This is a genomic window from Streptomyces sp. NPDC005302, from assembly GCF_040607345.1.
GTDB lineage: Bacteria > Actinomycetota > Actinomycetes > Streptomycetales > Streptomycetaceae > Streptomyces.
Map to the genome: position 1 here is coordinate 32,362 of NZ_JBEXGN010000014.1, position 26,850 is coordinate 59,211.

The 26,850-nt window shown below is 72.2% G+C and carries 25 protein-coding genes; 13 read left to right on the top strand and 12 right to left on the bottom strand.

Features of this window, described 5'->3' with window-relative positions; genetic code table 11:
* Positions 1 to 172 precede the first annotated feature (172 nt).
* The gene (locus tag ABZT74_RS21335) at positions 173 to 1,336 is read left to right on the top strand and encodes a glycoside hydrolase family 64 protein (protein ID WP_356437401.1); all 1,164 of its coding nucleotides are present in this window, start codon (positions 173 to 175) and stop codon (positions 1,334 to 1,336) included.
* Between the two features lie 69 nt (positions 1,337 to 1,405).
* Here the strand turns inward: ABZT74_RS21335 and ABZT74_RS21340 are convergent, their stop codons facing one another.
* Complete coding sequence (locus ABZT74_RS21340; protein WP_355877644.1) at positions 1,406 to 2,077, bottom strand: helix-turn-helix domain-containing protein; 672 nt, start codon at positions 2,075 to 2,077, stop codon at positions 1,406 to 1,408.
* A gap of 125 nt (positions 2,078 to 2,202) precedes the next feature.
* Here ABZT74_RS21340 and ABZT74_RS21345 point away from each other — a divergent pair, with 125 nt between their 5' ends.
* Entirely contained in the window at positions 2,203 to 2,766 is a 564-nt protein-coding gene (locus tag ABZT74_RS21345) for an NAD(P)H-dependent oxidoreductase (protein ID WP_355877640.1), read from the top strand.
* A gap of 125 nt (positions 2,767 to 2,891) precedes the next feature.
* Positions 2,892 to 3,569 (top strand): AIM24 family protein, encoded by a 678-nt coding sequence (locus ABZT74_RS21350; RefSeq protein WP_356437156.1) that lies wholly within the window; start codon positions 2,892 to 2,894, stop codon positions 3,567 to 3,569.
* 72 nt (positions 3,570 to 3,641) lie between these two features.
* On the opposite strand, the gene ABZT74_RS21355 is transcribed toward ABZT74_RS21350, so the two are convergent.
* From ABZT74_RS21355 to ABZT74_RS21365, 3 genes are all read right to left on the bottom strand, one after another.
* Positions 3,642 to 5,417 carry a M4 family metallopeptidase gene (locus ABZT74_RS21355; protein WP_356437158.1) on the bottom strand — a complete coding sequence of 592 codons (1,776 nt, stop codon included), beginning with the start codon at positions 5,415 to 5,417 and terminating at the stop codon, positions 3,642 to 3,644.
* A 701-nt stretch (positions 5,418 to 6,118) separates the two neighbouring features.
* Complete coding sequence (locus ABZT74_RS21360; RefSeq protein ID WP_356437160.1) at positions 6,119 to 7,216, bottom strand: polyprenyl synthetase family protein; 1,098 nt, start codon at positions 7,214 to 7,216, stop codon at positions 6,119 to 6,121.
* Positions 7,213 to 8,268: a tetratricopeptide repeat protein gene (locus tag ABZT74_RS21365; protein ID WP_356437163.1), complete on the bottom strand. Its 1,056-nt coding sequence runs from the start codon at positions 8,266 to 8,268 to the stop codon at positions 7,213 to 7,215. Before ABZT74_RS21365 ends, ABZT74_RS21360 begins: the two co-directional genes overlap by 4 nt.
* Before the next feature lie 324 nt (positions 8,269 to 8,592).
* Here ABZT74_RS21365 and ABZT74_RS21370 point away from each other — a divergent pair, with 324 nt between their 5' ends.
* Complete coding sequence (locus ABZT74_RS21370; protein ID WP_356437166.1) at positions 8,593 to 9,489, top strand: aminoglycoside phosphotransferase family protein; 897 nt, start codon at positions 8,593 to 8,595, stop codon at positions 9,487 to 9,489.
* Positions 9,490 to 9,511: 22 nt separating this feature from the next.
* Here the strand turns inward: ABZT74_RS21370 and ABZT74_RS21375 are convergent, their stop codons facing one another.
* The gene (locus tag ABZT74_RS21375; RefSeq protein ID WP_356437169.1) at positions 9,512 to 10,351 is read right to left on the bottom strand and encodes a helix-turn-helix transcriptional regulator; all 840 of its coding nucleotides are present in this window, start codon (positions 10,349 to 10,351) and stop codon (positions 9,512 to 9,514) included.
* 102 nt (positions 10,352 to 10,453) lie between these two features.
* Here ABZT74_RS21375 and ABZT74_RS21380 point away from each other — a divergent pair, with 102 nt between their 5' ends.
* Together ABZT74_RS21380 and ABZT74_RS21385 are read left to right on the top strand one after the other, a co-directional pair.
* Complete coding sequence (locus ABZT74_RS21380; RefSeq protein ID WP_356437172.1) at positions 10,454 to 11,161, top strand: SDR family oxidoreductase; 708 nt, start codon at positions 10,454 to 10,456, stop codon at positions 11,159 to 11,161.
* A gap of 159 nt (positions 11,162 to 11,320) precedes the next feature.
* A complete protein-coding gene (locus tag ABZT74_RS21385; RefSeq protein ID WP_356177344.1) occupies positions 11,321 to 11,947 on the top strand; it encodes an alpha-ketoglutarate-dependent dioxygenase AlkB in 627 nt (208 codons plus the stop codon).
* Positions 11,948 to 11,976: 29 nt separating this feature from the next.
* On the opposite strand, the gene ABZT74_RS21390 is transcribed toward ABZT74_RS21385, so the two are convergent.
* The 3 genes from ABZT74_RS21390 to ABZT74_RS21400 form a co-directional block, all read right to left on the bottom strand.
* Positions 11,977 to 12,627 (bottom strand): TetR family transcriptional regulator, encoded by a 651-nt coding sequence (locus ABZT74_RS21390; protein WP_356177345.1) that lies wholly within the window; start codon positions 12,625 to 12,627, stop codon positions 11,977 to 11,979.
* Between the two features lie 5 nt (positions 12,628 to 12,632).
* On the bottom strand, positions 12,633 to 14,120 hold the full coding sequence (locus tag ABZT74_RS21395; protein WP_356437175.1) for an MFS transporter: 1,488 nt from the start codon (positions 14,118 to 14,120) through the stop codon (positions 12,633 to 12,635).
* Positions 14,121 to 14,221: 101 nt separating this feature from the next.
* Positions 14,222 to 15,424, bottom strand: coding sequence for an FAD-dependent monooxygenase (locus ABZT74_RS21400; RefSeq protein ID WP_356437178.1), 1,203 nt, complete (start codon positions 15,422 to 15,424; stop codon positions 14,222 to 14,224).
* Positions 15,425 to 15,761: 337 nt separating this feature from the next.
* Here ABZT74_RS21400 and ABZT74_RS21405 point away from each other — a divergent pair, with 337 nt between their 5' ends.
* Together ABZT74_RS21405 and ABZT74_RS21410 are read left to right on the top strand one after the other, a co-directional pair.
* Complete coding sequence (locus ABZT74_RS21405; protein ID WP_356437181.1) at positions 15,762 to 16,151, top strand: tyrosinase cofactor; 390 nt, start codon at positions 15,762 to 15,764, stop codon at positions 16,149 to 16,151.
* Between the two features lie 33 nt (positions 16,152 to 16,184).
* Positions 16,185 to 17,009 (top strand): tyrosinase family protein, encoded by an 825-nt coding sequence (locus ABZT74_RS21410; RefSeq protein ID WP_356437184.1) that lies wholly within the window; start codon positions 16,185 to 16,187, stop codon positions 17,007 to 17,009.
* Positions 17,010 to 17,019: 10 nt separating this feature from the next.
* Here the strand turns inward: ABZT74_RS21410 and ABZT74_RS21415 are convergent, their stop codons facing one another.
* The 3 genes from ABZT74_RS21415 to ABZT74_RS21425 form a co-directional block, all read right to left on the bottom strand.
* Positions 17,020 to 17,727 (bottom strand): ribonuclease H, encoded by a 708-nt coding sequence (locus tag ABZT74_RS21415; RefSeq protein ID WP_356437187.1) that lies wholly within the window; start codon positions 17,725 to 17,727, stop codon positions 17,020 to 17,022.
* A 39-nt stretch (positions 17,728 to 17,766) separates the two neighbouring features.
* Positions 17,767 to 18,765, bottom strand: a complete 999-nt coding sequence (locus ABZT74_RS21420) for a helix-turn-helix domain-containing protein (protein WP_356437190.1) — start codon at positions 18,763 to 18,765, stop codon at positions 17,767 to 17,769.
* Between the two features lie 111 nt (positions 18,766 to 18,876).
* Positions 18,877 to 19,674, bottom strand: a complete 798-nt coding sequence (locus tag ABZT74_RS21425; RefSeq protein ID WP_356177352.1) for a VOC family protein — start codon at positions 19,672 to 19,674, stop codon at positions 18,877 to 18,879.
* Between the two features lie 139 nt (positions 19,675 to 19,813).
* Between ABZT74_RS21425 and ABZT74_RS21430 the strand changes: the two genes are divergently transcribed.
* The 3 genes from ABZT74_RS21430 (at position 19,814) to ABZT74_RS21440 (ending at position 24,073) form a co-directional block, all read left to right on the top strand.
* The gene (locus tag ABZT74_RS21430) at positions 19,814 to 20,830 is read left to right on the top strand and encodes a zinc-binding alcohol dehydrogenase family protein (RefSeq protein WP_356437193.1); all 1,017 of its coding nucleotides are present in this window, start codon (positions 19,814 to 19,816) and stop codon (positions 20,828 to 20,830) included.
* A gap of 62 nt (positions 20,831 to 20,892) precedes the next feature.
* Entirely contained in the window at positions 20,893 to 22,116 is a 1,224-nt protein-coding gene (locus tag ABZT74_RS21435; protein WP_356177354.1) for a GAF domain-containing SpoIIE family protein phosphatase, read from the top strand.
* A gap of 169 nt (positions 22,117 to 22,285) precedes the next feature.
* On the top strand, positions 22,286 to 24,073 hold the full coding sequence (locus tag ABZT74_RS21440; RefSeq protein ID WP_356437196.1) for an ABC transporter ATP-binding protein: 1,788 nt from the start codon (positions 22,286 to 22,288) through the stop codon (positions 24,071 to 24,073).
* Between the two features lie 69 nt (positions 24,074 to 24,142).
* Here the strand turns inward: ABZT74_RS21440 and ABZT74_RS21445 are convergent, their stop codons facing one another.
* Positions 24,143 to 24,625 (bottom strand): VOC family protein, encoded by a 483-nt coding sequence (locus tag ABZT74_RS21445; RefSeq protein ID WP_355877585.1) that lies wholly within the window; start codon positions 24,623 to 24,625, stop codon positions 24,143 to 24,145.
* A gap of 200 nt (positions 24,626 to 24,825) precedes the next feature.
* Here ABZT74_RS21445 and ABZT74_RS21450 point away from each other — a divergent pair, with 200 nt between their 5' ends.
* On the top strand, positions 24,826 to 26,022 hold the full coding sequence (locus ABZT74_RS21450) for an epoxide hydrolase family protein (RefSeq protein ID WP_356437199.1): 1,197 nt from the start codon (positions 24,826 to 24,828) through the stop codon (positions 26,020 to 26,022).
* A 174-nt stretch (positions 26,023 to 26,196) separates the two neighbouring features.
* Positions 26,197 to 26,850, top strand: coding sequence for an ATP-dependent Clp protease proteolytic subunit (locus ABZT74_RS21455; protein ID WP_355877579.1), 654 nt, complete (start codon positions 26,197 to 26,199; stop codon positions 26,848 to 26,850).

Here is a 26,850-nt window from a genome sequence, read left to right on the forward strand (position 1 = left end):
GTTGGACCGGACCAACTTTGTGTGAATCGTTGACATGTACGCCGCCCGGCGCAATTCTGAGAGCGCTCTCAAAAGGAAACGGACGAGCCGCGTCCGCGGAAATCCACCTCGCTGAACCCCCACATCAAGGAGGCAGAGAGTGCGCGCGACATCCAGATGGACGACCTGGGCCCTGGCCGCTGCCACGCTCACGACGGCCCTGCTCACCTTCGGCACGCCCTCCCGCGCCGAGGCCGCGGTCCCCGCGACCATTCCCCTCACGTTCACGAACAACTCGGGCCGCAGCGAACCGGTCTACATCTACGACCTCGGCACCCAGCTCTCGACGGGACAGCAGGGCTGGGCCGACGCCGGCGGGGCGTTCCACGCCTGGCCGGCGGGCGGCAACCCGCCGACCCCCGCGCCCGACGCGTCGATCGCGGGCCCGGCCAACGGCCAGACGAAGACGATCCAGTTGCCCAAGTTCTCCGGGCGGCTCTACTTCTCGTTCGGGCAGAAGCTCGACTTCCGCGTGACGACGGGCGGGCTCGTGCAGCCGGCCGTGCAGAATCCGAGCGACCCGAACCACAACATCCTCTTCAACTGGTCCGAGTACACGCTCAACGACTCCGGCCTGTGGATCAACAGCACCCAGGTCGACATGTTCTCCGCTCCGTACGCCGTCGGCGTCAAGGCGCCCGACGGGAGCACGAAGAGCACCGGTCACCTCAGGCCGGGCGGATACACCGGCTTCTTCAACGCGCTGCGGAACCAGCCGGGCGGCTGGGCCAACCTGATCCAGACCCGGTCCGACGGCACCGTGCTGCGGGCGCTCGCACCGGGGCACGGCATCGAGGGGGGTGCCCTTCCGGCCACCGTGATGGACGACTACGTCAACCGCGTCTGGCAGAAGTACAGTTCCTCGACGCTGACGGTGACCCCGTTCGGCGACCAGCCGAACACGAAGTACTTCGGCCGGGTCTCCGGCAACGTCATGAACTTCACGAACAGCTCCGGCGCCGTCGTCACCAGCTTCCAGAAGCCCGACTCGGACAGCATCTTCGGCTGCTACAAGAAGCTCGACGCACCCAACGACCTGGTGAGGGGCCCGATTTCCCGCACACTGTGCGCGGGCTTCAACCGCTCGACACTGCTGACCAACCCCAACCAGCCCGACACCAGCTCCGCGAACTTCTACGCGGACTCGGTGACCAACCAGTACGCCCGCAAGATCCACGCGCAGATGGCCGACGGCAATGCCTACGCGTTCGCCTTCGACGACGTCGGGAACCACGAGTCCCTCGTCCACGACGGCAACCCGCAGCAGGCCTACGTGACGCTGGACCCCTTCAGCTGACCGACGCCACGGGGCGGAGTCGGGGCGGATGTCAGGACACGGCATCCGCCCCGCTTCCGTGTGCCGCCCCTACTCGCCTCCGGACCGAGCGGAGCGCGGGGCGAGGCTGCGGTCCACCAGATCGCGCCAGCCGGTCTCCAGGCGCTCCAGGGGCATCCCCCGCTGCTGGGTCAGGTGACTGACGAGCACCGGGTCCAGGTACCCCATCAGGGTCTGGGCGACCAGTTCGACGTCCGCGCCCGAGCCGGCCTGGCGCAGCAGCATGCACACGTGCATCAGCCGCACCCGGTACGGCGCGGAGGTGAAGCGGCGGCTCGCGTCGGGCTCGGCGGCGAGGTACAGGTCGAGCTGCTCGGAGGTCTGGCGCAGGACGCGGCAGCCGAAGGCGCGCAGCCGCTCCGCCGGGGAGGCGCCGGGCCCCAGGGGTGCCGGACCGGTCATGAAGGCGGCCTGGAAACGCTGCTCGGTGTGGTCGAGCAGGGCCATCAGCAGGCCGGTGCGGTCGCCGAAGCGCCGGAACACGGTGCCCTTGCCCACCGCCGCGGCGGTGGCGACGGCCTCCATCGTGAGCCGGTCCACCCCCTCCTCCTCGACCAGGCGGGCGGCGGCCTCCAGCAGTCGCGCGCGATTGCGCGCGGCGTCGGCGCGCAGCGGGGCGCCGCCGGGGGCGGTCAGCTCCATCAGGACGGGCTCGTCGGAGAGGTCCTGTCGCTCGGGGAACGGCGGGAGTGGCGTGGACATGAACCCAGCGTAACGGCAATCGGGGACAACTGGACTGCGGTCCGCTTCGGTGATAGACCTGTAAGCGGACCTCGGTCCGGTTTGTTGCGGCAATGTTTCAGCGTTTCCATTACCGGGAGATATTCATGTCCGTTCGCATCCTCGCGCTCGTCGGCAGCCTGCGCGCCGGTTCCCACAACCGTCAGCTCGCCGAGGCGGCCGTGAAGCTCGCCCCGGAGGGTGCCGAGGTCGACCTCTTCGAGGGCCTCGCCGAGATCCCCTTCTACAACGAGGACATCGACGTCGAGGGCGACGTTCCCGCCGCCGCCGCCCGGCTGCGCGAGGCGGCCGGCTCCGCCGACGCCTTCATCCTCTTCTCCCCCGAGTACAACGGCACCATCCCGGCCGTCCTGAAGAACGCCATCGACTGGCTGTCCCGTCCGTACGGCGCCGGCGCCTTCACCGGCAAGCCGGCCGTCGTGGTCGGCACCGCGTACGGCCAGTTCGGCGGCGTGTGGGCGCAGGACGAGGCGCGCAAGGCCGTGGGCATCGCCGGTGGCACCGTGCTGGAGGACGTCAAGCTCTCCGTCCCCGGCTCCGTGGTCCGCTTCGCGGAGACGCACCCGGTCGACGACGCCGAGGTCGCCGCCCAGATCGCCGAGGTCGTGAACCGGCTGCACAGCCACGTCGGCACGGTCGAGGCCGCCTGACAACTCACCTGCGGGCCGGTCCGGTTGACCCGGGCCGGCCTTCGGCGTGTCGCAGCTCGGTCACCGGGCGTCCCAAGATCGCCACGACTCTGGCGGACCCGCGGCCTCCGCGACAGGATGCCCGCATGAAGAGTGATCTCTTTTCCAGTGACCACATGGTGCAGCCCGCCGTCACGCCGGGCATGACACTGCAGAACGCCAAATCGATCAAGTACGCCGTCCAGGGGGAGATGTTCGCGCGGCAGGGCGCGATGGTCGCCTACCGGGGCAGCCTCCAGTTCGAGCGCAAGGGCCAGGGCGTGGGCGGCATGCTCAAGCGAGCCGTCACCGGTGAGGGACTTCCGCTGATGGCCGTCCGCGGGCAGGGCGAGGCCTGGTTCGCGCACGAGGCGCAGAACTGTTTCATCGTGGGCATCGAGCCCGGCGACGTCTTCACGGTCAACGGCCGCAACGTCCTGTGTTTCGACGCCACGTTGTCGTACGACATCAAGACCGTGAAGGGCGCGGGCATCACGGGCGGCGGCCTGTTCAACAGTGTCTTCACCGGCCATGGTGACCTGGGCCTGATATGCGAGGGCAACCCGCTGGTCATCCCCGTCACGCAGCAGCAGCCGGTGTTCGTCGACACGGACGCCGTCGTCGGCTGGACCGCGCATCTGAAGACCTCCCTGCACCGGTCGCAGTCCATCGGCTCGATGATCCGCGGGGGATCCGGCGAGGCGGTGCAGCTGAAGCTGGAGGGCGAGGGATACGTCGTCGTCCGGCCCAGTGAGGTGACCCCGCAGAAGCAGCAGCAACACTGATCGACACCACGCCGGGAGGCGGAGGCAGGGGGGTGTCACGCCGCGCCGGCGTGACACCCCCCTACCCGTCCGTCAGTGCTTCCTGGCAGGGGTGTTGGCGGCGGTGACGTTCACCGCCGCCCAGGCCTTGCCCACCGCCTTGTACTCGGTGCCGGTCGAGCCGTACAGGTCGGCGGCGGCCTTGAGGGTGGCCTTGCGCGCGTCATGGAAGTCGGTCGTCGAGACCATGTAGCGGGTCAGCGCCCGGTAGAACACGGCGGTCGCCTTGGTCCGGCCGATGCCGGTCACACGGGAACCGTCGAACGTCGGCGAGTCGTACGTCACACCGCCGATCGTCTTGCGTCCGCTGCCCTCGGCGAGCAGGTAGTACGCGTGCGAGGAGACGCCGGAACCGGCGTGCACCTCGGTGTCGTAGGAGGCGGGCGACCAGTAGTCGACGGCCTCCTCCAGCAGGTCGAGGGAGGGGTGGTCCAGGCGGCGCAGGAACTTCTGGGCGAGGCCCAGCTTCTCGCCCACGAGGTAGTTCGGCGGGTTCTTCGGGTTCTTCGCCGCGAACTCGACGTTCGAGCCGAAGATGTCGGCGAGCGACTCGTTGAGGGAACCCGGTTCGCCGTACTGGTTGCCCTCGTCGTCCACGCGGGTGGGTTCGAGCGCGGCGGTCGCGTCGACGACTCCGTGGGTCAGCTCGTGTCCGGTGACGTCGAGGACGACGAGCGGCTTCTTGAAGTACTGGCCGTCACCGTCGCCGTAGAGCATGCAGCCGCACGTCGAGTCCCAGAACGCGTTGCCGACCTTGTTGCCGAAGTGGACCATGCCGCGGGCGCCGGCGCTGTTGTTCTTGATGCCCTTGCGGCCGAAGGTCTTCTTGTAGAAGTCCAGGGTCTTGGAGATGCCGTACTGCGCGTCCACCGCGGCGCTGGACCTGGACGCCGTGGTGCCGGTGCCCCATTTGTTGTCCCCGTCGGTGAACTTCTTGCCCCGCGCGAAGGACTCCAGCTCCTGCCCCTTGGCGTCCCGTGTCTCGGTGTTCCACCGGGTCGGGTCCTTGAGCAGATAGCTGGTCCGCGCGGTCCGGGTGGTGGTCAGCGCCACCTTGCCGGCGAAGAGCGAGGCACCGCTCCCGGTCGCCGTCGCCGGGTAGTGCCCCGCTCGCGCGGCGCTCGTCGGACCCGGGAGTCCGGCGGCGAGACCGGTCTGCGGGGTGGCGCTGCCGCCGCGCTCGCGCAGGGTGTCCGCCAGGGACGGCGAGATGAACTCGTCGTTGTCCGGGATACTGCTGCGGATCCGGCCGCTGTGCGCGTCCACCACGACCGTACGGGAGCCGCCGGCCTCCGTGGTGCCGCTGTCCGTCACGGTCACCTGATACGCGAGGGCGGCGCCGCCCTCGCGGGCGTCCACGACGAGTCGGGCGTCGCCCGCGTCGCCCCGGGCCGCGTCGGCAGCCTTCCGCTCCGCCTGCCGGGGCGTCAGCTTCGCCTCTACGGTGGCGGGCTCGACCGGGTGGCCGGCGGCCCGGGTCACGCCCAGGTACCGCGACCGCGCGTCGAGGTGCACGACCAGGTCGCCGCCGAGAACCGGTAGGCCCTGGTGGGCACGGACGAAGCGCACGTGCTGTTTGCCGTCGGGGTCCGTCATCACGTCCTTGGCCCGCAGGGTGTCGCCCTGGGCCACCCCGGTGTCCTCGGCGTGGGCCAGGGCAGCCGCCCTGGCCGATGCCACCGGCGAGGAGGACGCGGCGGCCTCGCGGGCGGGAGCGTCGGGCACGGCCGCGAGGGCGGGGCCCGGAAGCGTGGCGGCCGTCGTCACGGCGACGGCTATCGCCACGCGGCGTATGTGGGGTCTACGCACTGAGTTCCTTCGGTACGGGGCGGCCGGCAACGCCAACCGCCCTGCGGCACGGCGCTGTTCGGCGCCGCGGGGGCTGGTCGGGCCCCGGGTCACCACCGGCCGACCTGACCGGCGGTGCGTCGACCGGACAGATGTGAGCGGCCCGGAGCCGGTTGCCTGCCAGGACCGGCGGGGAGGCGGATGTGACTCATGTCGCACGGGGCGCGACAGGAGGTCGGGCCGGGCGGAGGGGAGCGGAGGAGAATCGGGCGAACCTCCACGTGCTCAACCGCCGTGCCACCGGCCCCTGTCGGCTCGCACGGTTCCGGGGAGGAGGAGGGGACTGCCGACGCATCGCGGGTACGGGGTACGGGAGTGTCGGCGTACGAGGCGAGCCGTCGCCGTGCTCCCAGGTCGGCAAGGCGCTGAGGTCGGCAAGGCGCCGAGGAGCGGCCCCGCCCACCCCCTGGCCCCGTGTCGTTCGGGAGGCGCCGGTGCCGGGCCCCGCCGTCGAGGTGTTCGCCCCGCTGCGCCGGACCGGCGGGCCGGGCTCGTCACGTCCATTGGCAGCCCGTTGCGGTCGGCTCGTTCCGGGCGCCGAAGGGTCCGGAACGAGGCAAGCGAAGCGGCCCGCGGGCCCCCGGTGATCCGACCGCGGGGCCGATGTGGCCCGGCCGCCGGTCGGCGGCACGGTTCGGCCCGGATCCCGGGGGCCGGAATCGTCAGACCGTCCTGTCGGCCAACGCCGTCAGGAGCGTGCGCAGTTCGCCGGCCGGTCCGGGGGCGAGACGCAGGGACGTCAGTCGTGCCCGCGCTTCGGCGAGGTGGCGCTGGGCCTCGTGTTCGGCCCGGGCCCGTCCGCCCGCCCGCTCGACGAGGGTCGCCGCGCGACGGACCCCGTCACCGTCGAGGGCGCCAGGAGCGGTGAGGAGCTCGGCCAGTTCGCCGCCTCCGGGCGTCGCGTCGAGGGCGGCCAGAACCGGCAGGGTCTTCTTGCCCTGGCGCAGATCGCCGTGGACCGGCTTGCCGGTGCGTTCCGGGTCGCCCCAGACACCCAGCACGTCATCGGCGATCTGGAACGCGACCCCCAAGTCGCGTCCGGCCCGGTCGAGTTCGGCCACGGTGCCGTCCGGAGCGCCCGCCAGCCGCGCACCGAGTGCGAGCGCGCAGCCGAGCAGCGCGCCCGTCTTGCGCTCGGCCATCGTCAGGTACTCCCCCGCGCCGACCGCCTCCGCGCCGGTCCAGGGGCGCTCCGCGAACAGCAGGTCGTCGGCCTGGCCGCCGACCAGGTCGCCGAGGGCGGTGGTCAACTGCCTGACGGCTGGGCCCGCGTGGGGTGTGTCGGCCAGGGTCTCCACACCCAGCGCGAACAGCGCGTCGCCCGCGAGCACGGCGGGCCCGGTGCCGTAAGCCTTCCACAGCGCGGGGCGCCCACGGCGCAGCGCGTCGCCGTCCATGATGTCGTCGTGGAGCAGCGAGAACGTGTGGACGAGCTCCACCGCCACGGCTCCCGGAACGCCCGCGCGGCCGGGCCCCGAAACCGATTCCGCGCCGAGCACCGCCAGCGCCTGCCGGACCCCCTTGCCGCGGCTGGGACCGGCGCCGACGCCGCCGGCCTCGCGGAGGCCCATCGCGTAGCGGGCCATCTCCGCGACCCAGGGATGCAGCCGGTCGACCGCTTCCGTCAGGGCGGGGGCGGTGAGGTCGCGGCAGCGACGCAGGATGGGCGCGGCGTCAGGGCGCGCCGTACCGGTACGGTTCGCCGTCGCGGCCGGTCCCACGGTCGCCGTCGTCGACCGACGCAGGGCGGTCGGGGTCATCGTGCGGCCTCCGCTCCGACGCGTGCCGGTGTCAACCCGAGTTCTGTGCGGGCCCGTTCGACCATCTGCCGGGCATGCCGCAGACCGATGCCGTCCAGGAGGTCGGCCAACTCGTCCAGTTCGGCGGCGGTTTCGTCGGGGTCCCGCCCCAGACGCGCCAGCGACTTGGCCAGGCCGAGCCGGGACAGCGCACGTCCGCGTGGCTCACTCATCTCCTCGAACTCGGCGAGCGCCCGCGTGTAGACGTCGCGGGCCTCGGCATAACGCCCCGCCCGGTAGAGGACGTTGCCGCGCATCTTGTGGTTGTAGGCGAGCGCGCCGGAGAGCTTCATGGCACGGCAGGACGCCTCCGCCTCGGTCAGCAGCTCCAGGGCGCGCTCCGAGTCGCCGTCGCGCACGGAGACGATGTCCGCGAGGCCGCGCAGCGCCCAGGCGTGCCCGCGCCGGTCCTCGGCGCCGGCGGCTATCCCGGCCGCCTCCTCGAAGAGGGCGTACGCGGTGTCGTACGCGCCGGTGTTGCGGTGGATCTGGGCGATGCCCTCCAGGGCCCACACGGTGTGGCGGGCCTCGCCGCGCTTGCGGGCCTCGGCCAGGAGCTGCTCGTGCAGGGTGGTCACCGCCTCGTAGTCGCCCTGGATGCGGCCGGTCTCGGCCATGCCGGCCAGTGAGTAGCCGCGCACCACGATGTCGCCGGACTCGCCGCCCAGTTCGGCGGCGAGCCGCAGCAGCCGCCATGCCAGCGGGAACGCGCCGCGCTGCCGGGCCAGCGTTCCGCCGCTCCACAGCGCCCAAGCCATGGCGGCACCGTCACCCGCCTCGCGCGCCGTGCGGTAACTCGCCTTCCACGCACGGTCCGCGTCCGCCACCTGCCCGAGCCTGCGGTGCGCCTCGGCGACCGCGAGCCCCGACCGGGCGGCCTCGGTCCGTTCCCCCGCCCGCTCGGCGGCGCGCAGTTGCTCGGTCCCCGCCGCGAGGACGTCGGTCGGCGAGGAGTTCACGGACAGGGTGGTCAGAGCGCCCTGGTACTCCGGGGCGAAGGCCTTGCCGTACATGAATGCCTTTCCGTCTGCCACCGTCCGGCCGCGGGCGGTGCGGTCCGGTGGTGGTGCTGTAGCTGGCTGTTGTGATGCGCTGACAGCGGAGGACGGTGATCCACTCGACGTATACACGGCATGTATACGTAAGGTGTATAGTTCGCCCGATTTCCGCGCGTGAATTCCCGCTCGATGGTGGTCGCGGTGTCAGCCGCCCGTTGCCGATCAAGACGGCGAACGGGTTCACGGGGTTGCCTCGCGACCCGAAACACGTTGCGAGGGAGCCCGAACGGGCCGCAGGATGACGGCGGTTCACCTCCCCGCGACGGAAAGCAGGCACGGATGTCCGCAGGCCCGATGCACGCCGACGAAGCGCGGATCGACGGTCCGCTCGTACGGCGGCTGCTGGCCGGGCAGTTCCCCCGGTGGGCCCGACTGCCGCTCCGACGCGTCGAGTCGGCCGGCACCGTCAACGCCCTCTACCGGCTCGGCGACGAGCTGGCCGTACGGCTTCCCCGCGTGCCGGGCGGTGCCGAGGACGTGGCCAAGGAGGCCACCTGGCTGCCGCGCCTCGCTCCGCTCCTCCCGGTCCCCGTACCGGAGATCCTCGGGCTCGGTGCTCCCGCCGACGGATACCCCTGGCGGTGGACCGTGCTGCGCTGGATCGACGGCGAACCGCCCGTTCCCGACGCTCTGTCCGATCCGGAGGGCCTGGCGGGCGATCTCGGCGCGTTCGTCGCCACGCTGCGCCGGGCCGGACTTCCGGACGGTCCTCCCGCCTACCGCGGCGGCCCCCTGAAGGGCGTCGACGCCGAGACGCGCTCGGCGATCGAGAAGTTGCGGGGCGCGATCGACACCAGGGAGGCGACGGCGGCCTGGGAGGACGCGCTCGCGGCACCGGCGTGGACGGGGCCGCCCGTCTGGCTCCACTCGGACCTGATGCCGATGAACGTCCTGACCCGGGCGGGCCGGCTCGCCGCCGTCATCGACTTCGGCACGCTCGGCACCGGCGATCCCGCCTGCGACCTCGTCCCGGCCTGGAACCTGCTGCCCGCGGGAGCACGGACCGTATTCCGGGACGCGGCCGGCGCCGACGACGCCATGTGGGCGCGGGGCCGCGGCTGGGCGCTGTCCATGGCCCTGATCCAACTGCCGTACTACCGCACGACGAACCCGGTGATGGCGGACAACGCCGCGTTCGTGATCCGCGCGGTGCTGGCGGAGCGCCGGGCCGGCTAGCGGGTGCCGTCCGGCCTGCGCCTCAGTCCACCAGCGCCTGCGTTCCGAGCACGCCGAGGAGGGCGACGCGTTCGGCGTCCTCCGTACCGGGCTCCGCCGTGTAGAGCATGATCCGCAGGTCGGTGCCCGCGACGCCGAGCACGTCGCAGTCCAGCGTCACCGCCCCCACCCGCGGATGGTCGACGGTCTTGCGCGCGGCCTCGTGGTGGGCGACGGCTCCCGAGTCCCACAGTTGCGCGAACCGGTCGCTGGCCGCCCGCAGATCGGCGATCAGCCGGCGCAGGCGCTGGTCGGCCGGATAACGGCTCGCCGTCACGCGCAGGTCGGCCGCGAGCGTCGCCTCGAAGGTCCGTCGCTCCTCCGGCGTGTGGCGTACGCGGCTGCCGGGGCCGGCGAAGTTGCGCCAGACGCCGTTGCGTTCGTTCCCGCGCCACCCCGAGGGGTCGCCCAGCAGGGCGGCGTAGAGCGGGTTGGCCAGCAGCAGGTTCCACGCCGCGTCGTACACCGCGACGGGCGTCCCCGTCAGCCGGTCCAGCAGCCGGTGGACGCCCGGTGTGATGTGCGTGGGCACCATGCCCCGGCCCGGCGGCACGAGCCCCGCCACCTGGAAGAGGTGCTCGCGTTCCGCCGCGGACACCCGCAGCGCCCGCCCGAGGGCTTCGACGACCTGCTCCGAGGGGTTGGCGGCCCGGCCCTGTTCCAGCCGGGTGATGTAGTCGACCGAGATCCCCGCGAGCAGGGCCAGTTCCTCGCGGCGCAGGCCCGCCGCGCGCCGGTGGCCGCCGCCCGGCAGCCCCGCCGCCTCCGGGGAGACCCGGTCGCGCCAGAGCCGTACCGTCCGCCCGAACTCCGTGCTCGCCATGCCCTCAACTGTGCACCCCGGCGTGTGGTGGTGCCTGGTACTGACAGTCCCAGGAAGACGGGACGCCTGGCTGTCCGCACCGCGCCGACCGATGGTGGACCCATGACCACCACACTGATCACCGGAGCGAACAAGGGTCTCGGCTTCGAGACCGCCCGTCGGCTCGTCGCGGCGGGCCACACCGTCTACCTCGGCAGCCGCGACCCCGAGCGGGGGCGCCGTGCCGCCGAGGAACTGGGGGCGCGCCCCCTCGTCATCGACATCACCGACGACGCGTCCGTCGCGGCCGCGGCGAGGACCGTCGAGGCCGGGGGCGGCCTGGACGTCCTGGTCAACAACGCCGGTATCGAGGGCCGCGGCGCGGGCAACAGTGTGACCGGGGCCGCCGACACGACGGCGGACACGATGCGCGGGCTGTTCGAGACGAACGTCTTCGGGCTCGTCCGCACCACCCACGCCTTCCTCCCGCTCCTCCGGCGGTCCGCCGCCCCGGTCGTGGTGAACGTCAGCAGCGGCCTGGCCTCACTGACCGCGATGAGCGATGCCGGATCGCCGGGCCACTTCTACCCGGGCATCGCGTACCCGGCGTCCAAGACGGCCGTCAACATGATCACCGTCCAGTACGCGAAGGCGTTCCCGGACATCCGGATCAACGCGGTGGAGCCCGGTTTCACCGCCACCGACCTGAACGGCAACACCGGGGTCCAGACCGTGGAGCAGGGCGCAGAGATCATCGTCCGCATGGCGCGCGTCGGCCGGGACGGGCCGACCGGCGGCTACTTCGACGCGCAGGGCCCGATCCCCTGGTGACCCCGTACGTCCGGCGGACCGGCGCGGAGACCCGGAGGACACCGCGATCCGTGGCGGCGGCCGTGGATCGCGCGTGATCCACGCGCCGCCGCAGCCGGCAGCGGGGGCGACACGCCTACCAATGGAACACATATTCGATTACGGGGGTACGCTGGCCTCATGGCCACGCATCTCCAGGGCTCGCTCTTCGACCAGACGGACGAGCTCCACCTGGGTCCGCTGAACGGGACGCGCCGCACCGCGCTGGGTGCCGGCGCCTGGATCGACCTGCTGCCCGGCTGGCTCGGCGGCGCGGACGAACTGTTCGCCCGGCTCAGCGCCGAGGTGCCGTGGCGGGCCGAACGCCGCCAGATGTACGAGCAGGTGGTCGACGTACCCCGGCTGCTCTCGTACTACGGCGCGGGCGACACCCTGCCGCACCCGGTCCTCGACAAGGCACGGGACGCGCTGTCGGCCCACTACGCCGGGGAACTCGGCGAGTCCTTCACCACGGCCGGGCTCTGCTACTACCGGGACGGCCGCGACAGTGTGGCCTGGCACGGGGACCGGATCGGCCGGGGCGCCCGCGAGGACACGATGGTCGCCATCCTCTCCGTGGGCGCGCCCCGGGACCTGCTGCTGCGCCCCCGGGGCGGCGGCGAGACCGTGCGGCGGCCCCTCGGCCACGGCGACCTCATCGTGATGGGCGGTTCCTGCCAGCGCACCTGGGAGCACGCGATCCCCAAGTCGGCGCGCGCGTCGGGCCCACGGATCAGCATCCAGTTCCGGCCCACCGGCGTGAACTGACCGGCGCCGACCCGCACGGGCCGCCCGGCTCAGGGAGCGAGCTGGGCCTGCACCGCGGGCGCGTACCGGTCGACGATGTCGTCGACGGCGGTGGCGCGCAGATGGGTGCCGCGCGCGATGCCGTACATCACGCCGAGGCCGAGCAGGGTGCCCACGGCGAGTTCGGCGCGCAGGCCCGCGCCCGGTCCGCTCAGCCGTTCGGCGAGACGCTCGCTGACCTGGGTACGGAAGTTGGCGCGCAATATGTCCCCCTGCTCGCCCTGGAGCGGCGCGAAGACGATCCGCAGGACGGGGTCGGCGCCCCGCTGCGTCTGGCCTTCGAGGAGATGCCGGACCATGTGCCGGCCCAGTTCCTCCAGCGGGGCGTCGAGCAGGGCGTCGGCGTCGGACTCGAAGGACATGACGCGGGCGAACAGCGCGTCCTTGTTGCCGAAGTACTTCAGGACCAGGGGCGCGCTCACCCCGGCCCGGTCGGCGACCGCCTTGAGGGTGATGTCCGCGTGGGCGTGCCGGGCGAGGAGATAGCGGGCCGCCCGCAGGATGGCCGCCCTGCTGGCCTCGGCGTCGCGGCGGGGCGCGGCGGGGGCGGTGTCCGCGTCCCCGGCCGATGCCGCGGCGGGCCGGCCGCCGGGCCCCGGGGCGGTCGGGGGTGCGGTCAGACCGGTGGGGGGCGTGGTCACGGTGCTCAGGCTCCTTCGAGGGCCTCGTCGCGGGACGCGCCGGTACGGCTGCCGGTGCTCGGGGTCACGCGCGAGGTGGGGTCGCCGGGTATGGACAGGGCTGCCGCGCAGGCCACCAGGGCGACCGTACCCGCCATGACGAAGGCGAGCAGATAGCCGTGCAGCGTCGGTATCGGGGCGCCGGCGACGAGGCTCGTGTGGTGGACGAGTACGGCGGCCACCGCGGCACTGCACACCGCCTGCCCGATCGTGCGCATCAGGACGTTGACGCCGTTGGCCGACGCGGTCTGGCCCGCGGGAACCGCCCGCAGGATGAGGGTCGGCAGAGCGGAGTACGCGAACGTGGTGCCGATGGCGCAGACCGTGGCACCGATGATGATCATCCACAGGTCGCGGCTGTCCAGGATCCGTATCGCGTAGCCGGAGGCGATGATCGCGGTGCCGAGGGCCAGCGTGACGCGCGGGCCGCGGGCCGCCGAGATGCGTGCCGAGACGGGCGAGAGGAAGAGCATGGTCACTCCGCCGGGCAGCAGGCACAGGCCGGTCGCCACGATGGAGAGCCCGAGTCCGTAGCCGGTGGCCTCGGGCGCCTGCACGAGCTGGGCCGTGACCAGCGAGTTGCCGTAGAAGGCGAAGCCGGTCAGCAGGGCGGCGATGTGCGGCAGGGCGACACGCGGACGGGCGGCCAGCCTCAGGTCGACGAGGGGGCTGACGGCGCGCAGCTGTTGCCGCACCCACACGGTCAGGATCACGGCGCAGGCGGCGAACAGACCGAGGACGCTCGCACTGGTCCAGCCCCAGGTGCCGCCCTGCGACACGGCGAGGAGCAGGCACACAAGACCGGCGGCCAGACCCAGCGCGCCCGGCGTGTCGAAACGCCCGGGCTCGCGCACCGGCGACTCGCGCACCGCCCACCAGGCGAGGGTGAGCCCGACGAGACCGAGGGCGGTCGTGGCCCAGAACATCACGTGCCAGTTCGCGTACTGGACGAGCAGGGCGGCGAGCGGGAGACCGAGTGCCGCCCCGATGCCGACCGTGGAGCTCATCAGGGCGACGGCGGAGCCCGTGCGCTCGGGCGGCAGTTCGTCCCGCAGGATGCTGATCGACAGCGGCACCACGGCAGCCGCGGCGCCCTGCAGCGCCCGCGCCACGATGAGGATGCCGATGTCCGAGGTGAGCGCGCACATCAGCGAGCCGACCGTCATCAGCCCGAGGGCCATCAGCAGCACGCGCCGCTTTCCGTACATGTCGCCGGCGCGACCGAGGACGGGGGTCAGTACCGCTCCGGAGAGAAGGGTCGCGGTGACCATCCAGGAGACCGCGCCCGCCGATGCGCCGGTGAGCCGGGGAAGGTCGGGCAGCAACGGGACGACCACCGTCTGCATGACGGCCATGAGGATCCCGCCGAACGCGAGGACGGGAATCGCGAGCCGCTCACGCAGGGCCGCCATGAACACTCCAGGAGTAGGCACGAAAAAACGGTGAATGGCCATTCACCTTACCGGTGAATGGCCATTCACCACAGTCGCGCCTTTCTCCGCCGCAGCGTCAGGAGGACCTTTCCCCACGTCTGTGGCCCTGCCCCCGTCCGCCGCTATCGGTGCGAGCGGGCCTGCACGCTCCTGGCCACCTTGGGTCCGAGCCAGCGCTTGAAGCGGCGCAGCGCCTCCAGCCGGCCGGCCGCGCGGTCGATCCGGTAGTACAGCTGCGGCGGGACGTAGGGCAGCAGCGGTGAGTGCCGCTGGCCGAGCAGCGCGAACATCTGGGCCGGTGGCAGCCGGATGTAGCGCGGCAGGTTCTCGTACCACTGGGCGCTGTGCCGCGCGGCGCTCTGCACCGGCAGCAGTTCGGCCCGGCGCTCGCACCCGTACGCGTCGAGGGCGGTCTCCAGATCCGCGTGCTCCCCCAGCGCCCGGGCCAGCGAGATGGCGTCCTCCAGGGCGAGGGTGGTGCCCGCGCCGATGGAGTAGTGGGTGGTGTGGGCGGCGTCGCCGAGCAGGACGAGGTTGCCGCGGTGCCAGGTGCGGTTCGTCAGGGTCCGGAAGGTGAGCCACTGGGCGGCGCCGTCCGGCTGCGCCCGGCCGATCAGCCCGTGCCCGTCGAGGAGGTCGGCGAAGAGCTTCTCCAGCAGGGCGAGGCTGTCGGCCTCGCTCGCCGCGTCGAGCCCGAGGCCGGTCCAGGTCTCCGGGGAGCATTCGACGACGAGCGTGCTCCGGTCGTCGCCGAATCGGTAGGCGTAGCACCACACCCAGCCGTGGTCCGTCTCCACGAAGGAGAAGGTGAAGGACTCGAAGACCCGGGTGGTGCCGAGCCAGACGTAGTAGTTGCGCCCGACGGCGGTCTCCGTGCCGAAGTGGCCGGCATGGCGCTCACGCAGGGCGCTGTTGACGCCGTCCCCGGCGACGACGAGGTCGGCGTCGGGCAGCTCGTCGGGCGTGATCTCCCGTTCGTACTCGACGCGCACGCCGAGCGACCGGGCCCGCTCGGCGAGCAGGTCGAGCATCCGGCGGCGGCCGATGCCGAATCCCTCGTCCCCGGGGTGCACGGTCGTACGGTCGCCGACGTGGGCGACTCCGTCGTTCCAGCACACCGAGTTCTCACGGACGGCGAGGGCGGACACGGGGTCGCCCTCGCGCAGCTTGTCGAGCAGGCCCGTCCAGTAGGTCACGCCCCAGCCGTACGTGGATCCGGCCGGGTTCCGCTCATGGACGGTGATGTCATGGGACGGATCCTGGAGCTTCATCAGGATCGAGAAGTACAGACTTGCGGGTCCGCCACCGACGCACGCGATCTTCACGCGCACTCCCCTATGTTGCACAAAGCGGTCAATTGATCACGAAGAGTAGCAGGGCCCGGCACCCCGGGAGTTCGCGCCAGTTCACCGGCGTGATCGCCGCCACTCGACGCGGACCGCCACAGCAAGATCACCGACAACGGGCGCCCCCGCCGCAGGATTTGCTCCGGCGGCACCCCTCGGACGCCCCGGACAGCAAGATCATCTTCGTTCAATCTTGCACGACATGTGCATGAATGTCCGGATCGCAGCCAACCGACATTCGGCGATTTCTCCCGCTGTTTGCTGATCCGATAGGCATACCGGGTCAGCAACTCAGCCGATTCCAGGAGGAGTCCGCATGCCGGAACTCACCCGCCGCCGCGTTCTCGGGGCAGCCGCCGTACTCGCCACGGCCGCCGGCGCCCAGGCCCTCACCGCCCCGTCGGCCTCCGCGTCGCCCGCGGGGCCCACAGCCGACGAGCACCACCACGGCGGCCCGGAGGCCTTCGACGAGGTCTTCCGGGGACGCCGGATAGAAGGCCGTGCGGTCACCGGGGGCGGCCATCACCACGGCGGCGCGTACGCCGTCTTCATCGACGGCGTGGAACTGCACGTGATGAGCAACGCCGACGGCAGCTGGATCAGCGTCGTCAGTCACTACGACCCCGTGCCCACCCCGCGTGCCGCCGCCCGCGCCGCCGTCGTCGAGCTGCAGGGGGCACCGCTCGTGCCCTTCGCCGCCAACTGAACCACCCAGCAAGCAGATCGTGGAGTTCCGCACATGACCGTACGCAAGAACCAGGCGAGCCTGACCACGGACGAGAAGCGACGCTTCGTCGACGCCGTGGTCCAGCTCAAGCGCAGTGGCAGGTACGACGCCTTCGTCACGACCCACAACGCCTTCATCCTCGGCGACACCGACAACGGCGAGCGCACGGGCCACCGTTCACCGTCGTTCCTGCCCTGGCACCGCAGATTCCTGCTGGAGTTCGAGCGGGCCCTGCAGGCCGTGGACGCCTCGGTGACGCTGCCCTACTGGGACTGGACCGCCGACCGCACCACGCGCTCCTCGCTGTGGGCGCCCGACTTCCTCGGCGGCACCGGGCGCAGCCTCGACGGCCGGGTGATGGACGGCCCGTTCGCCGCCGCGGCGGGCAACTGGCCGGTCAGCGTGCGCGTGGACACCCGGACCTATCTGCGCAGGTCCCTGGGTGCCGGAGTGCGTGAACTGCCCACCCACGCCGAGGTCGAGTCCGTGCTGTCGATGGCGACGTACGACATGGCGCCCTGGAACAGCGCCTCGGACGGCTTCCGCAATCACCTGGAGGGCTGGCGGGGCGTCAATCTGCACAACCGGGTGCACGTCTGGGTGGGCGGCCAGATGGGCACCGGAGTCTCCCCGAACGACCCGGTGTTCTGGCTCCACCACGCCTACATAGACAAGCTGTGGGCCCAGTGGCAGCGCCGGCACCCGGGCTCCGGCTATCTGCCGGTCGCGGGCACGCCGAACGTCGTCGACCTGGACGAGACGATGAAGCCGTGGAACGACGTGCGGCCCTCGGACCTGCTGGACCACACGGCCTTCTACACGTTCGACACGGACTGACCCCGGGCCGTCAGGCGTTGCCGGCCGCCTCGGCGCGGCACTCGGGGTGACCCCAGCCCTGGCCGTTCTTCGCGATGGTCTCGCCCGCCGCGTACGACCGCCCGCAGACGCAGCGGCCGGGGAACTTCGCCTTGAGGGTGCGGGCCGGCGCGCCCTGCCTGGGCGTCTTGGCGGCGGGGCGGCGGCGGGCCGGCGCCGAGGAGGCAGAAGTGTCGGGCGACGCCGGCGGCTGCGGGGACCCGAGACCGCTTCCCGCGGGCTGCTGCACGACGGCGGCCTGGCTGGCGGCACGGTCGGCGAAGTCGTTCAGCCGGTCGCCGTCGACCTGGTGGGCCGGTACGTAGCGGAACTCGACGTTGCGGCCGGTGAGGAGTTCGTCGATGCGGGCGACGAGTTCCTGGTTGGCGACGGGCTTGCCCGCGGCCGTCTTCCAGCCCTTGCGCTTCCACCCGGGCAGCCAGGTCGTGACGGCCTTCATCGCGTACTGGGAGTCCATCCGGATCTCCAGCGGGACATCGGGCGCGACCGCCGTCAACAGGCGTTCCAGCGCCGTCAGTTCGGCGACGTTGTTGGTGGCCGTGCCGAGGGGCCCCGCCTCCCAGCGGGTCGGGGTCTCGTCCACGTCGGCGACGACCCAGGCCCATGCGGCAGGTCCCGGGTTTCCCTTCGAGGCCCCGTCACAGGCGGCCACAACACGTTCAGGCATGGCCCCGATCATGCCACGCCCCGACGGCGCTCCCGCCCACGGGGAGCGGGCTCACGGCAGCGCGGGGTGGCCCGCTCCGGACAGCAGCCGCAGGCCCAGCGGGGTGGCCGCGTGCAGCACGTACTTCCCGTCGCGGTGGCTGGCCACGAGGCCCCCGTCGCGCAGGACACCGATCTGGTAGCTGACGCTGGGCATCGCGATCCCCACGGCCTGGGCCACGTCGGAGGTGGTGCGGGAGCCGCCGAAGGCGACCTCCGACAGGACAGCGGTGCGCGTGCGGCCCAGCAGACGTTCGACGCCGCCCTCCGCGTTCCGCGCGACGGTCAGCGGGACCTTCTCCACCGGGTAGACCAGCACGGGATCGAGGCCGGGGTCGGCCAGCGCGGTCGGGCGGCGCCAGCAGAAGAACGAGGGGACGAGAAGCAGTCCGCGCCCCTCCAGGTACAGATCGCGTTCGGTGGGATAGTCCACTTCGAGGACCGGGGCCCGCCAGCGGGCCATCGGACGCAGCCCATCCAGCAGCGCCTGTGTGCCGCCGTCCAGGACGCTCCGGGAACGCAGGTCGACATCGTTGCCGACCGCTGTGCGGATGTGCGGCCAGTAGGGCTCGACGAGGGTCCGGAAGTAGGCGGAGAGCGCCGCGGTGAGGGACGTGAGCGTGTCACCGCCGGGGCGGCCGAGCGAGGTCGTCCAGGACGGCAGCGGACGGGAGTCGGCCAGCCGCGTCAGGTCCCGGGTCAGCCGGTGGCGCGGGGTGCCGCGCAAGGCGTCGAGACCGGCCGGCAGTCCCCCGCCGGTGACCGGCGGGGTCAGGAAGTCCGGGATGTATCCGGCCGCCGGGATCAGGGTCCGTAAGGGGCGCAGCGCGCGGCCCGCGAGCGCGTCCGTGGCGAGGCGGTCGCGGGCCGCGCGCCGCCAGTGCCCGAAGTCCAGCGGTCCCTGTCCGGTCTCCAGCCGGCAGACGCTGCAGACCAGTTCCCACAGGGGATCCGGCTGCCGGGCGACGCGCACGTTCTGCAGGTCCTGCGAGGTGAAGTGGATGCGCAGCATGCGGTCTCTTTCGCTCGCCGTCCTGGTGGGGGCCCGTGCCACCCGGGGGCGGCACGGTCACAAGGAGGGACGATTACCGCATGCGTGTGGTTGCCCACGCGCGTCAAGGCGTCAGGACACGTCCGTCATCCCGGGCATCTCACCCTGGGTCGTGGACATGTCGATCACGGAGAACGACGCGCCCTGCGGGTCGCTGATCGCCGCGAACCGGCCGTACGGGCTGTCCATCGGACCGAACCGCAGGACACCGCCCCGCGCGGTCGCCCGGGCCACCGCCTCGTCGCAGTTGTCGACGCCGAAGTACACGTTGACGTACGGCGGTACCTCGGGCGGGAAGTCGTCCGTCATCGTCATCCGGCCGAGGACGGGGTTCCCGTCGAGGCTGAAGACACGGAAGTCGACGTTGTCGTCCTCGACCTGCTGGGCGGCGAAGGGGAAGACCGCGGGGAAGAACGGGTCGGACTTGCCGGGGTCGCGGGTGAAGACCTCGGCCCAGGCGTACCCGCCGGGCTCCCCGATCTTCTCGAAGCCCTCGTGCACGCCCGCCTGCCAGACACCGAAGACGGCACCGCTCGGGTCACGGGCCAGCGTCATGGTGCCGAAGTCACCGACCTGCATCGGCTCCATGAGCACCTCGCCGCCGTTGGCCTTGATCTTCTCGGCGGTCGCTGCCGCGTCCGGGGAGGCGAAGTACAGGCACCAGGCGGACTGGCCCTCCTGCCCGGGCATCGGCGGCACGACGGCGGCCACCGCCTTGCCGTCGGAGAAGGCCTGCGTGTAGTTGCCGTACTCCGAGGACGCCTCGCCGAACGTCCAGCCGAGCACGTCACCGTAGAAACTCTTGGCCCCCTCGACATCGCTGAACATCGCGTCCGCCCAGCAGGGCGTTCCTTCAGGCTGTACGGCCATGACCAGTACCTTCTCCGGTTCGGTGAACGGTTCCGTTGCTCACGCTAGCCAGGCTTCGCCCGGGTCGCGCGCCGAGCGGACGGCGCTGCACGAGACTTGGACGAGGGCGGTGCAGGTCGTCGACGGGACGGGGTGCGCGATGAGGGCGTGGGAAGTGGCCCGGCCGGGGCCGGTCGAGGGCGAGCCGCTGCGGCTGGTGGAGAAGCCGGTACCGGTGCCGGGGCCGGGCGAACTCCTGGTGCGGGTGAGTGCGTGGGGGGTGTGCCGCACCGATCTGCACGTCACCGAGGGCGACCTGCCCGTGCACCGGCCCGGCGTGACACCGGGCCACGAGGTCGTCGGCGTGGTGGCGGGATCGGGCCCCGGGGCCCGCGGCTTCGCGCCCGGCGACCGGCTGGGCGTCGCCTGGCTGCGGCGCACCGACGGCACCTGCGCGTACTGCGTCCGCGGTGCCGAGAACCTCTGCCCGGCGTCCGAGTACACCGGCTGGGACGCCGACGGCGGCTACGCGGAGTACACGACGGTGCCTGCCGACTTCGCCCACCGGCTGCCCGAGGGCGTCGACAGCGTGGCGCTGGCTCCGCTGCTGTGCGCCGGCATCATCGGGTACCGGGCGCTGCGCAGGGCCGCGCTGCCGCCGGGTGGCCGGCTCGGGCTGTACGGCTTCGGCGGCAGCGCCCACCTCTGCGCGCAGCTCGCCCTGGCCGAGGGCGCCACGGTGCACGTCCTGACGCGGGATCCCGCGGCGCGACGGCTGGCGCTCGCGCTGGGCGCGGCGTCGGCGGGCGGCGCGTACGACGAGCCGCCCGAGCGCCTCGACAGCGCGATCCTGTTCGCACCGGTCGGTGACCTGGTGCCGGTCGCCCTGCGGGCGCTGGACCGGGGCGGTGTCCTGTCGGTGGCGGGCATCCACCTGAGCGATGTGCCGCCGCTGCGCTACGAGAGCGATCTCTTCTACGAGAAGGAGCTGCGCAGCGTCACCTCCAACACGCGCGAGGACGCTCGCGCGTTCCTGTCGCTCGCCGCGCGGCACGGTGTGCGGGCGACGACGCACGTCTATCCGCTGTCGCGTGCCCCGGAGGCGCTGCGGGACCTGAAGGCGGGCCGCTTCGACGGCGCGGCGGTGCTGGTGAACGAGTCGGCGCCGCCCGCCTGAGCGTGCGGGCGGGCCGCCGCCGTGCGTGGATGGAGCCGGATGTGCGCTGCGGTGGAGGTGGGATGGCGGGCCTTGGCGGTGAGGACACGACGCGGGCCGCGGTGCCGTCCGACGCCGTGGACGACGCCATCGACTCGGTCGGCACCACCCTCGACGAGCGCACGACCTGCGAGGAGCTCGCCGCGTACGCCCGCCGGCACTTCTGCGAGGCCGCCGCGGTGGACCTGCTCCTCCCGGAGGTGCCCGCCGACGCCCCCTGCCGGGATCCCGAGCTGTCCCGGGTCGCCACGGCCGGACGCACGGAGCTGCTCACTCCGTCGGCGGGCCCGCGTCCGCTGTCCGTCCGGGCACTGGACGAGGGGCACGCGATCACCGCGTCGATCGACCTGTCCGGCCGGACACCGCGTCAGGTGATGACGGTGCCGCTGCTCGCCCACGGACTGCTGTACGGGGTACTGGTCGCCGTCAGGAGAGGGGCGGCGTTCACTGACGCGGACACCTCGGGCACGCACTACGCGGCTCGGCTCGCGGCCGTGCACCTCGGCCACTCGCGCCGCCACGACGCCCTGCGCGGCACGGTCCTGGATCTCCAGCGCGCACTGCTCGCCGAGCCGGGCCGGCCCCACCCGAACCTCGGCCTCGCCACCCGCTATCTGCCCGCCGGCGGCGGAACCCTGGTGGGCGGCGACTGGTTCGAGACCGTGCGGCTGCACTTCGGGCGCACCCTGCTGGTGGTGGGCGACGTGATGGGTCACGGGCTGGACGCCGCGGTGGACATGAACGCCTACCGGTCGATGCTCCGCTACGTCGCCTCGACGGATCTGCCGCCTCACCGGGTGCTGCGCCGGCTGGACGCGGCGGTCTCCGAGGACGGCACCCGGCGTCCCGCGACCTGTCTGCTCGTACGGGTCGATCCGGCCCGCGGCACCGCGGCGATCGCCAGCGCCGGGCACCTGCCTCCCGTGGTGTTCGCCGGGGACGGCTCGGGCGAGCTGCTGTCCCTGCCAGTGGGGCCGCCACTGGGCACCGGAGTGGGCGGCTACGAGCAGGCGACGCGCGCGCTCGCCCCGGACGACACGCTGGTGATGTTCACCGACGGGCTGGTGGAGCGCCGCGACGAGGACATCGACACGTCGCTGGCCAGGCTGGCGGCCCTGCGTCCGCCGCCGGACGCGGAGGTCGGCGAACTGCTCGACGAGGTGCTCAGGAGGCTCGACGCCCGGCACGCGGAGGACGATGTGGCCGTCCTCGCGGCGCGCATCCGCCCCCGCCGGCCACCGTCCTGAGCCCTGCCCCCGGCCCCTTCCGCACGGACGGCGCCGGTGCGCGCCGACAGCAACCGGACGGCGGCGGTACGGGGTCCGGGCGCGGAACCCCGTCGCGGGTGTACCGGACGGCAGGTCCGGGGAGAGTGCGCTTGCTCCTTGACCGCCCACTGGAGGGGAACCACCGCCGATGGCGTCGTCCGAGAAACCGCTCGACCACCGCTACCGGGACGAGCACCCGGTCCGCACCCTCGCCTATCTGTTCCGCGCCGACCGCGCCCGGCTCGCGGCGGCGTTCCTCGTCTTCACCGTCAAGCACAGCCCGCTGTGGCTGCTGCCGCTGATCACCGCGACCATCATCGACACCGTCGTCCGGCACGGGCCGGTGGCACGGATCTGGGCGAGCGCCGGGGGCATCCTGTTCATCCTGCTGGTCAACATCCCCATGCACCTGCTGTACGTGCGACTGCTCCACGGCAGCGTGCGCCGCATGGGCACGGACCTGCGCTCGGCACTGTGCACCCGGATGCAACAGCTGTCGATCGGCTACCACTCGCGGGTCAGCGCGGGCGTCCTCCAGGCCAAGGTGATCCGCGATGTGGAGACGGTGGAGCAGATGGTGCAGCAGACCGCCGAGACCGGGCTCGGCGCGCTCACCGTGCTCACGGGCGGTCTCGTCGTCATCGCCGTGCGCACCCCCGAGTTCGTGCCTGTCTTCCTGTGCGTGGTGCCGGTCGCCGCCCTGCTGGTCGCCCGGCTGCGGACGCGACTGCGCGCCCAGAACGAGCACTTCCGGCACGAGGTCGAGCATCTGTCCTCGCGGGTGACGGAGATGACCCGGCTGATACCCGTCACCCGGGCGCACGGTCTGGAGGGGAAGGCGCTGCGCCGCGTGGACGGCACCCTGCGCCAGGTGCTCAGTTCCGGGTTGCGCCTGGACCTGCTCAACGGCCGGTTCGCGTCGCTGGCCTGGGTGTTCCTGAACGCCGTCGGCGTCCTGTTCCTGACGGGCGCGGCGCTGGTGTCGTACTACGGCTACTGGAGTGTCTCGCCCGGCGACGTGGTGATGCTCAGTGCCTTCCTGACCACGCTCACCACGTCCACGACGACCCTCGCGGGGCTGGCCCCGGTCATCACCAAGGGCCTGGAGTCGGTGCGTTCGGTCGGCGAGGTGCTCCAGGCTCCCGAACTGGAGGACAACGAGGGCAAGTCGGAGGTCGTCACGGTACGCGGCGCGGTGGCATTCGAGGGGGTGGGCCACACCTATGGGGAGGGTCCGGGCCGCGGTCACGAGGAAGGGCGGCCCGCCGTACGGGACTTCACCCTCACGGTCGCTCCCGGGGAGACCGTCGCGCTGGTGGGCGCCTCGGGCGCGGGCAAGTCCACGGTGCTCAACCTGGTCATCGGGTTCATCCGCCCCACCTCGGGCCGGCTGCTGCTCGACGGCACCGACATGGCCGGCCTAGATCTGCGGACCTACCGTCGGTTCGTGTCGGTCGTACCGCAGGAGTCGATCCTCTTCGACGGCACGGTCCGCGAGAACGTCGCCTACGGCATGGACGACGCCGGCGACGACGCGGTGCGCGCGGCTCTGCGGGACGCCAACGCGCTGGAGTTCACGGACCGGCTGCCGCAGGGCCTCGACACCCTGGTGGGTGAGCACGGGGCGCGGCTGTCCGGAGGCCAGCGGCAGCGGCTGGCCATCGCGCGGGCACTGATCCGCGATCCCCGGGTCCTCATCCTCGACGAGGCGACCTCCGCCCTCGACACCCGCTCCGAGGCGCTCGTCCAGCAGGCGCTGACACGGCTGCTGCGGGGACGCACCACGTTCGTCGTGGCGCACCGGCTGTCCACCGTCCAGGGCGCCGACCGCATCGTGGTGATGGACGACGGGGCGATCCGTGAGGTCGGCTCCCACGAGGAACTGATCCGGCGGGGCGGCGCGTACACGGCGTTGCACTCGGGACAGCTCGCATGACCCGCGCGGGGGGCGCCGTCCACCGGCGCCCCCCGGGTCAGGGCCGCCGCGCCGGCCGCTCGGCCGCGGTCACTCCCCCGCGTACGCCTTCTCCAGGGCCGCCATGTCCAGTTTCGACATCTGGAGCATGGCCCGGGTCGTGCGGGCGGCCTTCTGCGGGTCCGGGTCGGCGATGAGGTCGATGAGCCGGGCGGGGACGACCTGCCAGGACAGGCCGTACTTGTCCTTGATCCAGCCGCAGGGGCCCGGCTCGCCGCCGTCGCCGGCGAACCTGTTCCAGTAGTGGTCGACCTCCTCCTGGTCTGCGCAGTGGATCTGGAAGGAGATCGCCTCGTCGAAGGTGAACTGGGGCCCGCCGTTGATCGCGACGAACTTCTGGCCGTTGGCCACGAACTCGGCGGCCAGCACGGAACCCGCGGGACCGGGCCCCGCCTCGGTGTAGCGGCCGATCCTGCCGAGTTCGGAGTTCTTGAAGACCGAGACGTAGTAGTGGGCGGCCTCCTCGGCCTGGCCGTCGAACCACAGACTCGTGGTGAAACCGTCGGCGGGCATGCGTACCTCCTCGGGCGGGAAACGTCGTCACCAGTGTCGACCGATCCTCGTCCGAAAACTCATCTGCCGCGCGGCCACGCGTTCAGCCGGGGTACGCGCGGCCGGCCCGTCCGCCGCCGTCAGGTGACGGCTTCATCCGGGTCCCGACGTGGGAAAACCCCTTGCCTCGCGGGCCTCGGCCGGAGTTAGCATCCGCGGACATGAACCTCACCGACACCCCCGGTCTCCGTCCGTTCCGTCTCGACATCCCGCAGAGCGACCTGGACGACCTGCACCAGCGCCTCGACCGCACGCGCTGGCCCGACGAACTCCCCGGAGTCGGGTGGGCCTACGGAGTCCCGAGGGACTATCTCCAGGAACTCGTCCGGTACTGGCGGCACGACTACGACTGGCGCGCCGCCGAGGCGCGTCTCAACACCTGGCCTCAGTTCACCACCGAGATCGACGGGGCCCGCCTGCACTTCGCGCACATCCGGTCGCCGGAACCCGACGCGACACCGCTGATCATCACGCACGGCTGGCCCGGGTCGATCGTCGAGTTCACCGACATCGCCGGACCGTTGACCGATCCTCGCGCACACGGTGGCGATCCGGCCGACGCCTTCCACCTGGTCGTGCCGAGCATTCCCGGGTTCGGGCTCTCGGGGCCGACCCGCGACACCGGCTGGGAGTTCACCCGGGTCGCCGCCGCGTTCGCCACCCTCATGGAGCGACTGGGCTACCGGCGCTACGGCGCGCAGGGCGGCGACTGGGGCGGGGCCGTCTCGCGGGAACTGGGGCGGGCCCATCCGGAGCGGCTGATCGGCGTCCACCTCAACCTGCTGCCCGGCTCGTCCGCCACGGTGGAACCGACGGCCGGGGAACTCGCCGCGCTGAGCCCCGAGGAGCGTGAGCGCACGCTCGTCTCCTGGCGTCGGGGCCAGGCCTGGAACCGTGAGGAGGGCGGCTACGCGGCGATCCAGGCGACCCGGCCCCAGACGCTCGCCTACGCCCTCACCGACTCGCCGGTCGGCCAACTCGCGTGGATCGCGGAGAAGTTCCGGCAGTGGACGGACTCGGGCGACCGCCCCGAGGACGCCGTGGACCGGGACCTGCTGCTCACCGACGTGATGCTGTACTGGCTGACGGGCACGGCCGGTTCGTCCGCGCGGATCTACTACGAGCGGGCCCACGCGGACTACTGGGGCAAGCCGCCCGAGCGGTCGGTCGCGCCGACCGCCCTCGCCGTGTTCCCCGAGGAGAACTTCGTCCCGCTGCGCCATGTCGCGGAGCGGACCGACCGGATCGTCCGCTGGACCGAGTTCGAGCGCGGCGGCCACTTCGCCGCGATGGAGGAGCCGGACCTGCTCGTCGCGGACATCCGGGCCTTCTTCCGCGAACTGCGCACGGCCTCCTGAACGGCCGGCCCCGGCCGCCCGGCCGGGGGGCCGGGACCGGCTGAATCGGGCGCCGCGCCGGGCGGCTCTGCCCTCGGCGAATCTGCCGTGGGCCGAGAAGGCGCCTCCGGCGGCGCGGGCGGGTCAAGAGTGGAGTGAGCGGCGAAGCCCGTCGCGTCACGACCAGGAGGAACCATGACGCCACTCATCACCGGCCGGTCCCCGGCCCTCGCCCCACGGGCCGAGGAGGGCGACACCCCCGCGACCCGCTTCGACGACCATCTGGCCGCGCAGTTGCTGGCGCAGCGGATCGTCTTCCTGGGCACCCAGGTCGACGAGGTCTCCGCGAACCGGATCTGCGCCCAGCTCCTCCTGCTGTCCGCGGAGGACGCCCGTACCGACATCGCGCTGTACATCAACAGCCCGGGCGGTTCGGTGACTGCGGGGCTCGCCATCTACGACACGATGCGGCTCATCCCGAACGACGTCTCCACCCTCGCCATGGGATTCGCCGCGAGCATGGGGCAGTTCCTGCTCAGTGTGGGGACGCACGGCAAGCGCCTCGCGCTGCCGAACGCGCGGATCATGATGCACCAGCCCTCCGCGGGCATCGGCGGCACCACCGCCGACATCGAGATCCAGGCGCAGAACCTGGAGTTCACCAAGCGGGCCATCGAGCGGATCACCGCGGAGCACACCGGCCAGAGCGAGGAGACGATCTCCCGGGACGGCGACCGCGACCGCTGGTTCACGGCCGAACAGGCCAGGGAGTACGGCATGGTGGACCGGGTGGTGGAGTCTCTCGAGGACGTCCGCCCGGCCGCGTCACGACGACGGATGGGGCTCTGA